Genomic DNA, 16,954 nt, shown 5'->3' on the forward strand with positions numbered 1-16,954 from the left:
TTCCCTTACCTGCCAACATGGAACAATGCATCTCCCTGATTAACAACCGCTTGGTAATTCACACAAATAACATACCCATCGAAAGGGGCTTTTACTTTCTTGTTTGTTTTAGCATATGTATCTGTAATTAGCCCTAGAACTTGACCTTCATTTACATAACTGCCATTGGTCACTTTTAAAATAAACATCCCAGCTTTAGAAGCACGTATCCATTTACGTTCACTTAAATTGATTGTTCCTTTTTTTTCTTGACCATTAGAAATCATATTAAAGCGGCTCAAAATATTTACAACCCCTTCTATGCCCTGAGAGATGGCATATTCATCAAAACGCATGCTTTCTCCGGCCTCATAAACAATGGTCGGTTTTTTCATTACATAAGCTGCCTTTCTAAAAGAACCACTAATGAGTTTCGCAGGGAAGGAATATGGGGCGTTAAAAATTTCTGCTAATTCTTTACTACTCTCATCCCCATTAGAATAACGTACCTGTGGAAAATTGCTGCGTTGTGCGCCACCTGTATGTAAATCAATCCCAAAATCTATTTGAGGAAGAATTTCTGATGTATAATGATATGCTATTCTACTTGCCAAAGAACCTGTTTTACTGCCAGGGAAACTTCGGTTTACATCTTTGCCGTCTGGTACATCTCTTGAAAAGTGAATAAATCCAAAAATATTGAGAATAGGTACAGCTATTACCGCTCCTTTTTGAATCTTAAATTGTTTGTCCTGAAGCATTCTTCGCACGGCTTCAACGCCGTTTATTTCATCTCCATGTAAACCAGCTTGTACTAATATAGTAGGTCCTGGGTTTTTAGAATTAAAAACATGTACGGGTATGTCTATCAAAGTACCCGTAGGCAAACGTGCAATATTAATTTGCACCAATTTATTTTTTCCTGGAGGCACATCGGTTCCTCCTATTGTAATAATTTTATTTTCTTCTGCGACGTCCATTCTTTTCTACAAACTGAATAATTTCTTTTGCAATATTGACTCCTGTTGCTGCTTCTATTCCTTTTAACCCCGGAGAGGCATTGACCTCTATCAACAAAGGCCCTTTTTTAGACCTAAGCAAATCTACCCCAGCAACACCTAGCCCTAAATATTTTGCGGCGTTCAAGGCAATGTATTTCTCCTTTTCTGTAGGTATAATGGCTTGTGTTTCTCCACCTCTATGTACATTGGCTCTAAATTCACCTACCTCACTGATGCGCTTCATACTGGCAACAACTTTATTACCTACCACAAAAATACGAATGTCCTCTCCATTGGCTTCCTCAATATATTTTTGAATAAGAATACTGGTGTCCATTTTATAAAAGGTGTCAATAATAGATTTTGCAGATTTTTTACTCTCGGCTAAAATTACACCTAAACCCTGTGTACCCTCTTGGAGTTTAATGATTACAGGGGTCCCTCCCAAAATTTTTATTTGTTCTTCTATATTATCTGGGTTTATAGAAAATAAGGTTTCTGGAATGGGAATATTTTTTCTAGCCATTATCTGCAAGGTCCTCACCTTGTTTCTTGCCCTGGTGATTGCTAAAGAACGGGCGGTGCTAAAAACACCGTTCATTTCAAATTGTTTTACAATGGCAGCTCCGTGTCTGGTGACTTTTGTTCCTATTCTTGGAATAACGGCATTAAATTCATTGGTGATATTTTCGTCCCTTAAAAATATTTGTGGCCTACCAGAACCTAGTTTTACTGAACATTTGGTATGGTCTATAAGTTCTACATAATGCCCTAATTTTTCTGCTTCTTCCACTATCCTTTTTGTAGAATACACATTTAAACTAACAGATAATATTCCTATGTCCATTTATGGTGCAATAATTTTAGGTGTAATATCGGCAAAAAAACAGAACGGTGCTTTTAAGGTTCTTTAAATTAATTCTAAATTTAAAAGTATCCCAGTCTAATTTTTGTTAATCCCTACTTGTGCAGTAACTTTGTTGCAAATGACGTAACCAATGAGCGGATTTTTTAAATCTTCGATAGGTAGAAAGTTTACCATGGCCCTTTCTGCTTTTTTCTTGATGTTTTTCTTACTTCAACATTTTGCCATCAATATTTTGTCTGTTATTAATCCAGATGCTTTTAATGAAGTTTCTCACTTTATGGGAACCAACCCATTAATCCAATATGTGCTACAACCCGTTTTGTTATTTGGAGTAGTATATCATTTTGTAATGGGCTTTATTTTGGAGATAAGGAACAAGGGCGCCAGAGCAGTTAAATATGCTAAAAACAATGGCGCGGCAAATTCTACCTGGATGAGCCGTAATATGATTTATAGTGGGTTGTTCATTCTTATTTTTATGGTTATCCATTTTATTGATTTTTGGATTCCAGAACTCAATACCAAATATATTCAAGGAGACATGTCTGGCTTATTGACGGATGGTGAAGGGTATAGGTATTTTGAAGAATTACAGCACAAGTTTTTGCCCCCATGGCGCATTGCCTTGTACTGTTTAGGTTTTATATTCTTGGCATTACACTTACTGCATGGTTTTAACTCCGCTTTTCAATCTGTTGGAGCAAACAATAAATACACAAAAGGTTTAAAAGGATTTGGAAAGGCATATGCTATCTTAATTCCGTTAGGATTCATTTTTATTGCCCTTTTTCATCATTTTAATCATTAATATACAAGCTGATGTCCATATTAGATTCTAAAGTACCTAAAGGACCACTAAAAGATAAGTGGACCGATTATAAAAACCACATAGATTTAGTAAACCCAGCAAACAAACGAAATATAGATATCATTGTTGTTGGGACTGGGCTTGCAGGCGGTTCAGCTGCGGCAACACTTGCCGAGTTGGGTTATAATGTAAAAGCCTTTTGTTACCAGGATTCACCACGTAGAGCACACTCAATCGCTGCTCAAGGAGGTATAAATGCTGCAAAAAACTACCAAGGTGATGGGGATTCTACTTATCGCCTTTTTTATGATACTGTAAAAGGAGGTGATTATCGTTCGCGTGAAGCAAATGTATATCGTTTGGCGGAAGTATCAGCAAATATAATTGATCAATGTGTGGCACAAGGTGTTCCTTTTGCTCGTGATTATGGTGGCTTGTTAGACAACCGTTCTTTTGGTGGGGTTCTTGTCTCAAGAACATTCTATGCAAAGGGGCAAACTGGGCAACAATTATTATTAGGCGCATATTCTGCCATGAATAGACAAATTGCTCGAGGTAAAATACAAATGTACAATCGACATGAAATGTTGGATGTTGTAAAGGTTGATGGTAAAGCTCGCGGTATTATTGCTCGTAATCTTATCACGGGAGAAATAGAGAGACACTCTGCCCATGCCGTTGTAATTGCTTCTGGCGGATATGGAAATGTGTATTTTCTATCCACAAATGCCATGGGAAGTAATGCGACTGCGGCATGGAAAATACATAAAAAAGGAGCGTTTTTCGCCAATCCATGTTATACGCAAATTCACCCAACCTGCATTCCTCGTTCAGGTGATTATCAGTCTAAATTGACATTGATGTCGGAGTCGCTTCGTAATGATGGGCGAATCTGGGTTCCTAAGAATATGGAAGATGTTATGGCAATTCGTGAGGGTCGTAAAAAACCAACCGATTTATCCGAAGAGGAAAGAGATTACTATTTAGAAAGACGCTACCCTGCATTTGGGAACTTAGTGCCTCGTGATGTGGCTTCTAGAGCTGCGAAAGAACGTTGTGATGCTGGATATGGTGTAAATGCAACAGGTGAGGCTGTTTACTTAGATTTTAAATCTGCCATAGAACGCTATGGTAGAGAACAAGCAAAAATCCATGGAGTTTCTAATCCTTCAGCGGATAAAATATATGAATTAGGACAAGCCATCGTTGAAGCAAAATATGGCAACCTATTTCAAATGTATGAGAAAATCGTAGATGAGAATCCATACAAAACACCAATGATGATTTATCCAGCAACCCATTACACAATGGGTGGTGTATGGGTAGATTATAACCTAATGACAACCATACCGGGTTGCTACTGTATTGGGGAAGCAAATTTCTCTGACCATGGAGCAAATAGACTTGGAGCTTCAGCATTAATGCAAGGTTTGGCAGATGGTTATTTTGTTCTGCCTTATACAATTGGTGATTATTTATCCGATGATATTAGAACTGGAAAAATTTCTATTGAAACACCAGAATTTGAGGAAGCGGAAAAAGAAGTAAAAGAAAAAATAGATTTCTTTATCAGCAATAAAGGAACCAAGTCTGTAGATTATTTCCACAAAAAACTTGGGAAAGTAATGTGGGATAAAGTAGGAATGGCCCGTAACGAAAAGGGGCTTAAAGAAGCTATGGCAGAAATTAAGGCTATTCGTGAAGAGTTCTGGAAAGAAGTAAAAGTTACTGGTACAGCAAATGAAATGAACCCAGAATTGGAAAAGGCGGGTCGTGTGGCTGATTTTCTTGAGTTAGGAGAATTGTTTGCTAAAGATGCGCTTAATAGAAATGAATCTTGTGGTGGACATTTTAGAGAAGAATCTGTTGAGTTAGATGGGGAGCAAGAGGGTGAAGCAAAAAGAAACGACAAGGATTATGCTTATGTTGCTGCTTGGGAATATAAAGGTGAGCCTGCAGATGCCATATTGCACAAAGAAGAATTAGAATTTAAGGATATTGAACTAAAACAACGTTCATACAAGTAAAAAGACATTATGAATCTGACACTAAAAATTTGGAGACAAAAAGGACCTCAAGATAAAGGTCGTATGGTGGATTATAAAGTAACCGAAATTTCGGAACATATGTCTTTCTTAGAAATGATGGATGTTTTGAATGAACAACTCATTAATACAGGTGAAGAGCCTGTTGCTTTTGATCATGACTGTAGAGAAGGTATTTGTGGCATGTGCTCCATGTATATTAATGGTGAGGCACATGGTCCAGATAGAGGAGTAACCACCTGCCAATTGCACATGCGTATGTTTAAGGATGGGGACACTATAACAATTGAACCCTTTAGAGCTAAAGCATTCCCTGTAATTAAGGATTTGGTTGTAGACAGAACTTCTTTTGAGCGTATTCAACAAGCTGGTGGATATATTTCTGTAAACACATCTGGTAATACCCAAGATGCAAATTCAATTCCTATTTCCAAACATGCGGCTGACGAGGCGATGGATGCTGCAACTTGTATTGGTTGTGGTGCTTGTGTTGCATCATGCAAAAACTCTTCTGCAATGTTATTTGTTGGGGCTAAAGTTTCTCAATATGCTTTGTTACCACAAGGTCAAGTTGAAGCTATTGACCGAGTAAATAATATGGTGGCCCAGATGGATTTAGAAGGTTTTGGCAACTGTACCAATACTGGAGCTTGTGAAATAGAATGTCCAAAAGGAATCTCTTTAGAAAATATTGCTCGCATGAATAGAGAATTCCTAAAAGCAAACGTAAAGGGATAGATTAATTATTTTCCAATTTTTATTAATGGAAAGTTAAGACTATAGTAGAAGCATAGAGTTTTCCATTATATTCTATATATTGTGTTTGCTTTTATACCAAACTAAATTTTCTTTTCATGACTTCAGTAAAATCAATATCTTGGTTTACAATAGTATCATCATTTCTTATTTTGTCTTGCGGTAATTCTAAAACAAATTCGGAAGCTGATGTAGAAATATTTTCAAGATTAGATTCCAAAAAATCAAATATTGATTTTACAAATACCTTAACAGAGAATGATAGTTTAAATTATTTCACCTACTCCTATCTCTATATGGGAGGTGGAATTTCTACTGGAGACATAAACAATGACGGCCTCTTGGATTTATATTTTACTGGCAACCAAGTTGGCAATAAACTTTACCTCAACAAAGGAAATCTAGAATTTGAAGACATTACTGAAAGTGCTGGGGTTTCTGGAGACAATAGATGGTTCACTGGTGTAACCATGGCAGATGTAAATAGCGATGGTTTTTTAGATATTTATTGTTCTGTAAGTGGGCTCTTTGGCACCAAAAACAATTTATTCTTTTTAAATAATGGTGATGGTACATTTTCTGAAAAAGGGGAGGAATATAAAATCAATGATGGAGGGAACAGTATACAGAGTACCTTTTTTGACTATGACAAGGATGGCGATTTAGACTTATATGTAGCAAACTATCCCCCAACCCCATTTACATCACCCGTTTTCTATTACACCTTTAAAATGAACAACCTGGAAGAAAAGGAATCTGATCACCTATACCGTAATGATGGAGGCTTCTTTACTGATGTTACCAAGGAAGCTGGTGTAGAAAACTTTGGTCTTTCCATTGGAATAGAAGTGGCTGATATAAACAATGATTCTTGGCCAGATTTATATGTTTCCAATGATTTTAGTTCTCCAGATTACATGTATATAAATAATAAGGACAATACATTTAGGGAAGTAATAAAAAAATCTACGGCCAATACTGCTTATTATGGTATGGGATTGGATATTGCTGATTATAACAATGATGGATTCCTTGACATCTTCCAAGTAGATATGGATCCTGCAAAAAACAGGCGGAAAAAAGCCAATATGGCAAGTATGAATCCCCAGTTGTATTGGGATGTTGTAAATGCTGGGTTCCATATACAAAACATGCAAAATGTAATGCAGGTAAATACAGGGGTCATCAACGAGGAGGGGAATCCATATTTTGTAAATGCTTCAAGAATGACTGGTACATCATCAACAGATTGGAGCTGGGGACCTTTGTTTGCAGATTTGGACAATGATGGTTTAAAAGACCTATTTATTTCCAATGGTACACGCAGGGAAATTAATAACAATGATTTTTTTAATTCCATTAAAGGAAAAGGAAAAGAGGAGTTTTTAAAGCTTAGTCAACAAATCCCCTCTGAAAAAATAGACAACTTCGCATATAAAAATATGGGTGGATATGAGTTTAAACAAGCAAATACTCAATGGGGGATTAAATATGAAGGGTTTTCCAATGGAGTTGTCTATGCTGATTTGGACAATGACGGTGATTTAGAAATAGTGCTTAATAATATAGACGATGAGGCTGTAATATTTGAAAATAATGCCGCATCCATAAACAATTATTTAAAACTACAATTTAAAGGAAAAGGAGGAAACACCCATGGTCTTGGCGCAAGAGCCTATATAAAAACCAATGATGGTCAACAAATGCAAGAACTTACATTAACAAGAGGTTTTCAGTCATCAGTAGCACCTGAACTTCATTTTGGTTTGGGAAAAAACAAATTTGTTGATGAATTACGTATTGTATGGCCAGATAAGAAAGAACAGTTACTGCAGAATATTAAAGTAAACGAAACACTAAATATATCTTACGAAAATTCCAAAGAAGTTAACTTACAATCCAAGGAAAAATCTTTATTGTTTGCATCAATAAATGATACACTAAACTTCCCGACATTTATGCACAGGGAAAATCCATACAATGATTTTGCAGAAGAAATATTGCTCCCGCACAGAACATCAACCTTTGGTCCTGCATTAGCCGTTGGAGATTTAAACATGGACGGAAAAGATGATTATTATATTGGTGGAGCTAAGTCCTTTAAGGCTGGTATTTATTTCCAAACTGAAAATGGATTTGAATTACAAAATATGATTTTCTTAGAAAATGATAAAGAATATGAAGATCTTGGCGCCACTATTTTTGATGCCGATGGTGATGGTGACAATGATCTTTATGTGGTAAGTGGTGGAAATGAATTCGCAAAAGATTCGGAAATGCTACAAGATAGATTGTATATCAACAATGGAAGTGGTAATCTAACAAAAAATGAAAGCGCACTTCCAAAAATGATTACCAGTGGCTCTCGCGTTTACCATGCGGATTTTGACAAAGATGGAAAAGAAGATGTATTGGTTTTAGGAAGGTTGGTTCCAAAAAATTATCCTTCACCTGCCAAAAGTTATTTGCTGAAAAATGTAAGTGAGACTGGAATTCCCAGGTTTGGGGATATTACTGAAAGTCATATTCCAGAATTAGAATCTTTGGGTATGGCCACAAGTGCAGAAATAACAGATTTTAACGGAGATGGGTGGATGGACATTATAATAGTGGGCGAATGGATGCCCATAAGAGTGTTCCAAAACATAAAAACAGGGTTTAAAGAAGTTACCAATGACGTAGGGCTAAATGACGACTTAACTGGTTGGTGGTGGAGTATTAAAGGCGGTGATTTTGACAATGATGGAGATACAGATTATATAGCTGGAAATTTAGGTTTAAATTATAAGTACAAAGCTAAAGAAGAAGAGACTTTTGATATTTATTTTAATGATTTTGACAAAAACAATAAAGGAGATATTATATTAAGTTATTATAATGATGGTCAGCAATTTCCTGTTCGGGGTAGGGAATGTTCCTCACAACAAATTCCTGCTATTCAAATTAAATATCCTGATTATGAATCTTTCTCCAATGCGACATTGGAAGATGTATATACCAAAAATGATCTTGAAGAGTCTCTACACTATCAAGTAAAATCATTTGCAAGTGTCTATTTGGAAAATAAAAATGGTAAATTCATAATCCACAAGCTACCAGATGATGCACAGCTTTCGAGCATTAATCAAATTCTTGTAGACGATTTTAATAAGGATGGTCATTTAGACGCTTTGATTGCTGGCAATCTTTTTTGGTCAGAGGTTGAAACGCCTAGAAATGATGCTGGAACAGGTTTACTTATGATTGGTGATGGACAAGGTAGGTTTTCTTCTGTCCCTGCCAACGAAAGCGGTTTTTTTACCCTTGGAGATGTAAAAGACATGGCGTCGGTTAATATAAATGGGCAAAAAGCTCTAATAATAGCCAAAAACAATGCTCCTGTCGAGTATATACAAGCAAAAAGCTCTAATTCATATATTCAATAGATTTAGGTTTTTACTTAATATTTTCTCGATAATTCTTCTATTTTTTGAATATTTCATTGTTTTTTATTGATTATTTTATGATTAATTTACGGAATCGTTTGCGTAAATTTTGGCAAACTCCTATATTTATCCCCTAGTACTTTACATTTTTTTCAAAAAATTAACTAATTTCTTTAAAACTAACGAAATGATTAATCAATTAAAGAAGCAATATTTTCATTTAGAAAGAAAATATTTGCTATTTGCTTTGTTGTGTTCTTTTACTGTATCCTTAAGCGCACAAGACGCTACTGTTTCTGGTACGGTATCAGATGCCAATGGCCCACTACCCGGGGTTAGTGTTATAGTAAGTGGCACCACAAATGGTACTGCAACAGACTTTGATGGAAATTACACAATTTCCAATGTTGCATCAAACGCAACACTTAGCTTTAGTTACATCGGTTATCTGTCACAAACAGTTCCCGTAAATGGAAGAACAACTATTAATTTAACGATGGTAGAGGATTTGGAACAACTTGATGAAGTTGTTGTGGTGGCCTATGGTACTCAATCTCGGGCCTCTGTTACAGGTGCAATTTCATCGGTTGGAGCAGATGAAATTTCAGCTTTGCCCGTAGCCACAGCTGATCAAGCGCTACAAGGTAGGGCTGCTGGTGTTACAGTAACCAATAGTGGTTCCCCTGGTGTTGCTCCTGTAGTAAGAATTAGGGGTGTTGGTTCTCCCAATGGTGGTAATCCTCTTGTTGTGATTGACGGTGTTATTTCCACTGGCCTTGGTTCCATTAACCCAGGTGATATAGAAAGTATCAACGTACTTAAAGATGCTGCAACAGCTGCCGCATATGGTTCACAGGCAGCAAATGGTGTTATAGTCGTAACTACCAAACAAGGAAAGGCTGGTAGAACCGAAGTGGCTTTTAACACATATACAGGTATACAATATGTAACCGAACGTTTTGATTTATTGGATACGGACCAATACTTAACATTTATAGATCAGGCTTTTGGTACTATTCCAAGTAGTCCACTAAGTTCTTCTGGTATTAATACGGATTGGCAAGACGCCATTTTCCAAACAGCACTAATGCAAAATTATGATGTAAGCATGGCTGGTGGTAATGACGCAAGTAATTTTAGAGCCTCTATCGGAATGTTAAAACAAGAAGGTACCATTATTGAAACAGGTTATAACAGGTATAATATTCGTTTGAATAGTAATTTTGATGTAACCGATAAATTAAAAATTGGCCAAACCTTGGCGGTTACCTTTAGAGACAGTAAACCAGAGGTAAATGGAAATAGTACAAATAGGTCTCTTTTGGAACATGCCATTAAAAGTGCCCCTTATTTGCCAATATATAATCCTGAAAACCCAGGAGGTTTCCAAGGACCAACATCAGCATTGGATGGACAGGATGCTGAAAACCCTGTTCGTATTCAAAGAAATGGTACCCGTCTCAATAAAGGGACTCAAGTTTTTGGTAGTGCCTTTGGAGAATATGAAATATTATCTGGTCTAAAATTTAGATCTCAATTTGGTTTGGAATATAATTATGACAACTTTAATCAATTTATCCCTTCCTATGATGATGACAGTAATGGTCAAGCAACACATGCGCAGACTTTTGCTGCTATTACCAAGAACTCATCTACTTTTAGAAGATTTCTCTTCACCAATAGCCTGAATTATAATTTCACCGTTGGTGATAATCACAACTTTGATGTATTGGCTTTGATTGAGAAGAATGAGTCTGTTTTTGAGGGCACCAATACCTCTTCTCAAAATGCGGTCACAAACGATATTACACAACACGGGCCTGATCAAGTGGTTGCGACCTCAACTACTGATGAGGTAGACAAAATAGGTTATCTGGGTAGATTAAACTATAATTACGATGATAAATATCTTCTTTCGGGTTCTATTCGTCGCGATGGCTCATCAAGGTTTGGTCCTAACACCAAATGGGGATGGTTTCCTTCCGTTTCTGCAGGTTGGAACATTGCTAGAGAAAACTTCATGGAGAACTTAAATTTAAACATCCTTAAACTTAGGGCTAGTTGGGGTACTACCGGTTTTGATGGAATTCCAAACTATAGATTCGCAACCACATTGAACCCTAACTGGATATATGTCATCAACGGCAACTCTGTAGGTGGTACTTCGCCAGCTGGGATTCCAAACCCTGATGTTGCTTGGGAAGAGCGAGAAATGTTGAACATTGGTTTGGATATGGGCTTGTTTGAGAACAAGTTCACTGGTGCCATTGAATATTATAAAAATAAGAGTAATGATTTGTTGATCAATTTACCTTTGCCAGGATCATTAGGAAGTTTGGCCTCGACAGTTCCAACAAATATTGGAGATGCCGAAGTAAAAGGTTTTGAAATCAGTTTAGGGTACAATGATTTTAATGGGGACTTTACATGGTCGGCCAATCTAAATCTTTCTACGGCAAAAACTGAAATGTTGAATAAAGGTACAGATGGAATTACAACAGCATCCACTTTTGAAAATTCAATAATCAATGGTCTTCAAGTAGGTGATCCAATCTATGCCTTTTACGGATATAAAACTGATGGTATATACCAAACACAAGCAGAAGTTGAAGCAGTACTGGGTAGTGAACAAACAGCTATTCAACCAGGTGACATTAGATTTGTTGATGTGAATGGAGATCAGCAAATTAATAACGAAGATGTTGTTATGATTGGTCAACCCAACCCTGAAATTACGTATGGACTTAATTTAGATGCCAATTATAAGAATTGGGATTTTAATGTATTCTTTAACGGTGCCGCTGGTCATGAGATATTCAATACCAATATATATGATTTAGAAGGTATGCCAAGAACATTCAACGCAGGAACTGCTGTTTTGGACCGTTGGACATCAACTAATCCCTCAAATTCTATTCCACGTGCGTTTGATGGAAATAATGGTATTAATACTGCCTCATCAGATAGATATTTGGAAGATGGAAGTTTTACTCGTTTAAAAAATGTAACTATCGGCTATACTCTTGGAGAAGACTCTAGACTTTCTGACTACTTCTCAAAATTAAGACTCTATGTTAGTGGTCAAAATTTATTGACCTTTACTGATTATACCGGTCTAGATCCCGAAGTAGGTAACGCAACAAATGCCAATTCAGAATTTGGTGTTGATAGAGGAAACTATCCTCAACCAAAATCAGTAATAGTAGGACTACAAGTAACGTTTTAAAAATAAAATCATGAAAAATAAAATCATTATATGTGTAACCCTTGCGATTGCATTGTTCGTTTCTTGTGATGAGGATTCCTTGTACAAGACCAATCCTAACGAGCTTTCGCCAGAAACATTTTTCGCAACTGCCGCACAAGTAGAATCGGCCGTTAATTCAACGTATGCATCTTTGCAAGAAAGAGGTCTATATTCACGTCATATGTTTTTTATGATGGACAATATGGCACAGGAAAACGGTCGTAACCAACAGCTGGAAGCTGATAAAGTTGAATATATTCAATTTTCGTTCAACTCCAACCATGGGGCTATTCAACTATACTGGGAGGCTTGTTATAGAGGGATTACCAATTGTAACCTAATCATTAACAATGCAGAAAAAATCAATGAAATATCAGATAACGACCTTCCAGGACCAATGAAGAACAAGTTTATTGGGGAGGCCAAGTATATGAGAGCGCTTTATTATTTCTTTTTGGTTACCCGTTATGGCGGTGTGCCCATCAATGATGGTATTAGCACCGAGCACCAACCACGCTCATCTGCAGACGATATTTATAATATCATTATACAAGATTTAACCGATGCTACTACAATGCTACGCTCAAAAGATGTAGAGGACACTGGTAGGGCAACCAGAGAAGCTGCCATTGCCCTTTTAGGAAAAGTTTATTTGTTCAGAAATGACAAAAGTACTGCCCTAACGGAATTTGAAAAAATTTACGGTTCATTTCAGCTAGAAGATAACTATTTTGACAACTTTACTGAAGAAAATGAATTTGGGCAAGAGTCAATTTTCGAAATAGCATACGATGATGAAATTGGAGGGCAACCTTGGGGTATTCCATCAACAGGAACTGCCGAAGCTGGTTTCCGTGGTCAAGAATATGGTCTTTTAAATTGGTACAATGTGCACATTAATGATGATTTATTAGATGAATATGAAGCAGGTGATGGAAGAATACAGGATAATTTTTATCAGCCCGGTGATGATTATTGCTGCGGCACCATCCAGGAAGCTGATTTGGCAGATGCCAGTGGTACAATCTATAGGGCTGGTTGGAAAAAGTACCAAAATTACCATGCCGAGGCATCAGAAGATGCGGCATCGGGTATTAATTTTAAATATTTACGTTATTCCGATGTGTTGCTGATGATGGCAGAATGTGTTTACGAAGCCGATCCAGCAAGAGCCGTAGGTTATATAAACGAGGTAAGAACTCGACCAAGTACAGGTCTGGACCCTTTACCAACAACTTTAACCTCTACCCAGGTTTTTGATGCCATTGTCCATGAACGAAAATGTGAGTTAGCAGGTGAACAAGTGCGTTTTAACGACATTTTACGTTGGGGCAATGCAGCTACAGAATTGGCAGGAAGTAATTTCCAGGCTGGCAAACATGAATTGCTCCCTATACCAGCAGCGGAAATCAATTCCAATGCAGCTTTAACTGATGCTGATCAAAATCCTGGTTACTAATAAATTTGAATTAGTTTTTTAAAAAAAACTCTATTTTAAAAAAACAGCGTGTATAAACACGCTGTTTTTTTATATTGTAAATAAAAGCTTCCAAAGATGACAAAGCGTTTATTTTTATTATTTATAGTGCTAATTGTTGGCTGTAGAAATCAGGAAAAAGGAAAGAAGAAAACATCAGATAGTAGTACACTTTTCACAATGGTTCCTCAAAATAAAACAGGAATAGATTTTGTTAACACTGTAAGACAAACCAATGACTTTAATTGTATTAATTACACATATGCCCTTATAGGTGCTGGCGTGGCGGTTGGGGACATTAACAATGATGGATTGGAAGATATTTATTTTGTATCAAACCAAAAATCCAATAAGCTGTACCTTAATCAAGGAAATTTCAAGTTTAAAGACATTACTACTGCCTCCAATACCTCTGATTCAAAAGGCTGGTCAACCGGAGTTACAATGATTGATATAAATAACGATGGTTGGTTGGATATTTATGTGTGCAAATCGGCCTCACTGAATAATGAGGATTATAGGAAAAATAAGCTGTTTATAAACCAAAAAGATGGATCCTTTAAAGAAGAAGCTGAAAAATGGGGATTGGCCCATGCAGGTTTTTCCATACAATCGTATTTTTTTGATTATGATAAAGATGGAGATTTGGATATGTATTTGGTTAATCACCGGGTGGATTTTGAAAACACATCAAGAATAGAAAAGAGAGAAAATCAAAAATTTTTTCCCGAAACTTCTGACCAATTATTTAGGAATGATGGTGTTCGTTTTACCAATGTAACCTTGCAATCTAGAGTAACAAATAAGGCTTGGGGACTAAGTGCGTCAATAGGGGATTTTAATAACGATGGTTGGCCAGATATATATGTAGCCAATGATTATTTAGCTCCAGACTATCTATACATCAATAATAGAAACGGCACTTTTTCCAATCAAATAAACACACGGTTAAAGCATATTAGCTATAACAGTATGGGTTCCGATTTTGCCGATATTAACAATGATTTTTTGCCCGATTTAATGGTCTTGGAAATGTCTGCTGAAGATCATGTGCGAAGCAAAGAGAATATGCCAACAATGAACACTGAAAGCTTTGAGCGGATGGTAAATGAAAAATATCATTATGCCTATATGGCCAATGTACTACAATTAAACAATGGGAATGGCTCTTTTAGCGATATAGGTCAACTTGCTGGTATTTCCAAAACTGACTGGAGTTGGGGGCCGCTGATTGCTGACTTTGATTGTGACGGGTTAAAAGATGCCTTTATAACCAATGGTGTAGAGCGTAATTTTGCTAATCAAGATTATATTCACAAAGTTCGTAAGAATATGAAGGAACAGATTGAAATGACCAAAATGGAAGTCATTGAATACATGCCCTCCGATAAACTTGCAAACTACAGTTATAAAAACAATGGAGATTTAAGCTTTACCAACACTTCCAAAACATGGGGTCTTGACAAAAAAATAAATTCTAATGGTGCTGCCTATGCTGATTTTGACAATGATGGAGACTTAGATTTGGTTATGAACAACATGTCGGATCAAGCAACACTTTATGAGAATAATGCCACAAACAACTATCTTTCTATTTCATTAATAGGTAGTGCTAAAAATATAAATGCTGTTGGCACAAAAGTTAAAGTATATACAGAAAATAATCAACAGTTACAAGAAATGCAGGTTAGCCGTGGTTATCTGTCCTCCATGACGAATAAGTTAATATTTGGTTTGGGCAACGCTGAAAAAATAAAAAAACTGGAAGTCATCTGGCCAAATGACAATATCACAATAGTGGAAAATTTTGAAGTAAACCAATCAATCAAACTAAACCAAAATACTTCTGTCCATCTCCCACCAACTCTAATAACAGTAAATAGAAAGTTTACCCCCTATAAATCCCAAAATATGGGAATTGATTTTCAGCATCGGGAAAATAAATTCAATGATTTTTCAAAACAAGTGCTACTACCCCAAAAATTATCTCAATCTGGACCTGCAATGGCTGTTGCAGATGTTAATGGTGATGGTTTTGAAGATATTTATTTAGGTGGAGGTAGTAATCAGGAAAGTACGTTATTTCTACAAAACTCATCGGGAAAATTTTCTGAACACCAACAAAACGTTTTCAAAAAAGACTCTTCCTTTGAAGATATAGATGCTATCTTTTTTGATGCGGACGGGGACAAAGATATGGACCTATATGTTATAAGCGGTGGTTACGAGTTTAATCCTAAAAGCCCAAGGTTGCAAGACAGACTATATATAAATAATGGGAAAGGGAACTTCTCTAAATCAACAAATATTCCGGTAATTAAAACCAATAGTAAAACTGTGTTAAATGCAGATTTAGACGGTGACGGTGATCAAGACATCCTTGTTGGTGCCCATGCTATCCCTGGGAAGTATCCATTATCAGATACATCTTATATTTTGGAGAACAACAATGGAAAGTTCGTTCTGGCTACAAACAAATTTGCGCAAGAATTCTCAATCCTTGGGTTAATAAATGACATTGATTTTTCAGACTATGATAATGATGGGGATTATGATTTGATTATTGTTGGTGACTGGCTCCCAATTACAATTTTTGAAAATGAAAATGGAATATATTCAAAAGCAGAACCAACTGTATTTAAAAATACTGAAGGTTGGTGGAATACAATATCTTCCTTAGATTTTGATAATGATGGCGATACCGACTATTTTTTAGGGAATTTAGGAAAGAACAATAAATTTCATCCATCAAAAGAAAAGCCGTTACATATTTATGGAACTGATTTTGATAATAACGGTTCTTATGATATGGTTTTAAGTAAGGTGTATAAAGGAAATTTGGTCCCTGTTCGGGGCAAGGAATGTTCAACTGAACAGAATTCATTTATACAAAATAAATTGACCACCTACAAAGAGTTTGCCAATGCAACCTTAATTGATATTTATGGAGATGAAAAGCTTAAAAATGCTTACCATAAGACAGTACAGACCTTTGTTTCTATTTATGCAAAAAATCTAGGGAATGGTGATTTTGAAATAATAGAATTGCCAAATACCGCTCAAATTGGACCTACTTTGGCTTTTGGTATAACAGATGTAAATGGTGATGGTATTGTGGATGTAATAGGTGCTGGTGCTATACATGAAACCGAGGTTGAAACCATTCGATACGATTCCAATATTGGTTATATACTCTTAGGAAATAAAGATGGTGGTCTAAAACCCTATAAAGATTTAAATTTCTATTTGGGCAACAATACAAAGAACATTAAATTTATTTCTATTAACCAAAACAAGTTTGCGCTTATTGCCAACAATAATGGTCCTTTAGAGTTTTTTAAACTATAA

General features: G+C 36.3%; 9 protein-coding genes. 7 read left to right on the forward strand and 2 right to left on the reverse strand.

From position 1 onward, the window contains the following. Positions 1-5: 5 nt before the first annotated feature. Positions 6-959 carry a succinylglutamate desuccinylase/aspartoacylase family protein gene (locus AC000W_RS00125; protein ID WP_474745025.1) on the reverse strand — a complete coding sequence of 318 codons (954 nt, stop codon included), beginning with the start codon at positions 957-959 and terminating at the stop codon, positions 6-8. Beyond that, on the reverse strand, positions 937-1,827 hold the full coding sequence (locus tag AC000W_RS00130; RefSeq protein WP_474745027.1) for a RimK family alpha-L-glutamate ligase: 891 nt from the start codon (positions 1,825-1,827) through the stop codon (positions 937-939). Before AC000W_RS00130 ends, AC000W_RS00125 begins: the two co-directional genes overlap by 23 nt. A gap of 151 nt (positions 1,828-1,978) precedes the next feature. Between AC000W_RS00130 and AC000W_RS00135 the strand changes: the two genes are divergently transcribed. From AC000W_RS00135 to AC000W_RS00165, 7 genes are all read left to right on the forward strand, one after another. Continuing rightward, positions 1,979-2,656: a succinate dehydrogenase cytochrome b subunit gene (locus AC000W_RS00135; RefSeq protein WP_474745029.1), complete on the forward strand. Its 678-nt coding sequence runs from the start codon at positions 1,979-1,981 to the stop codon at positions 2,654-2,656. A gap of 11 nt (positions 2,657-2,667) precedes the next feature. Then, a complete protein-coding gene (locus AC000W_RS00140) occupies positions 2,668-4,683 on the forward strand; it encodes a fumarate reductase/succinate dehydrogenase flavoprotein subunit (RefSeq protein WP_474745031.1) in 2,016 nt (671 codons plus the stop codon). A 9-nt stretch (positions 4,684-4,692) separates the two neighbouring features. Beyond that, positions 4,693-5,439 carry a succinate dehydrogenase/fumarate reductase iron-sulfur subunit gene (locus tag AC000W_RS00145; RefSeq protein WP_474745032.1) on the forward strand — a complete coding sequence of 249 codons (747 nt, stop codon included), beginning with the start codon at positions 4,693-4,695 and terminating at the stop codon, positions 5,437-5,439. Between the two features lie 116 nt (positions 5,440-5,555). Continuing rightward, positions 5,556-8,882 (forward strand): VCBS repeat-containing protein, encoded by a 3,327-nt coding sequence (locus AC000W_RS00150; RefSeq protein ID WP_474745034.1) that lies wholly within the window; start codon positions 5,556-5,558, stop codon positions 8,880-8,882. A 187-nt stretch (positions 8,883-9,069) separates the two neighbouring features. Beyond that, the gene (locus tag AC000W_RS00155; RefSeq protein WP_474745036.1) at positions 9,070-12,108 is read left to right on the forward strand and encodes a SusC/RagA family TonB-linked outer membrane protein; all 3,039 of its coding nucleotides are present in this window, start codon (positions 9,070-9,072) and stop codon (positions 12,106-12,108) included. A gap of 10 nt (positions 12,109-12,118) precedes the next feature. Then, positions 12,119-13,588 (forward strand): RagB/SusD family nutrient uptake outer membrane protein, encoded by a 1,470-nt coding sequence (locus tag AC000W_RS00160; RefSeq protein ID WP_474745038.1) that lies wholly within the window; start codon positions 12,119-12,121, stop codon positions 13,586-13,588. Between the two features lie 96 nt (positions 13,589-13,684). Then, complete coding sequence (locus AC000W_RS00165) at positions 13,685-16,954, forward strand: VCBS repeat-containing protein (protein WP_474745040.1); 3,270 nt, start codon at positions 13,685-13,687, stop codon at positions 16,952-16,954.

The organism is Saonia sp. (genome assembly GCF_056326165.1).

Excerpts from the sequence above, each read along its gene's own strand:
- AC000W_RS00125 (WP_474745025.1), bottom strand. The coding sequence starts at position 959 with ATGGACGTCGCAGAAGAAAATAAAATTATTACAATAGGAGGAACCGAT.
- AC000W_RS00130 (WP_474745027.1), bottom strand. The coding sequence starts at position 1,827 with ATGGACATAGGAATATTATCTGTTAGTTTAAATGTGTATTCTACAAAA.
- AC000W_RS00135 (WP_474745029.1), top strand. The coding sequence starts at position 1,979 with ATGAGCGGATTTTTTAAATCTTCGATAGGTAGAAAGTTTACCATGGCC.
- AC000W_RS00140 (WP_474745031.1), top strand. The coding sequence starts at position 2,668 with ATGTCCATATTAGATTCTAAAGTACCTAAAGGACCACTAAAAGATAAG.
- AC000W_RS00145 (WP_474745032.1), top strand. The coding sequence starts at position 4,693 with ATGAATCTGACACTAAAAATTTGGAGACAAAAAGGACCTCAAGATAAA.
- AC000W_RS00150 (WP_474745034.1), top strand. The coding sequence starts at position 5,556 with ATGACTTCAGTAAAATCAATATCTTGGTTTACAATAGTATCATCATTT.
- AC000W_RS00155 (WP_474745036.1), top strand. The coding sequence starts at position 9,070 with ATGATTAATCAATTAAAGAAGCAATATTTTCATTTAGAAAGAAAATAT.
- AC000W_RS00160 (WP_474745038.1), top strand. The coding sequence starts at position 12,119 with ATGAAAAATAAAATCATTATATGTGTAACCCTTGCGATTGCATTGTTC.
- AC000W_RS00165 (WP_474745040.1), top strand. The coding sequence starts at position 13,685 with ATGACAAAGCGTTTATTTTTATTATTTATAGTGCTAATTGTTGGCTGT.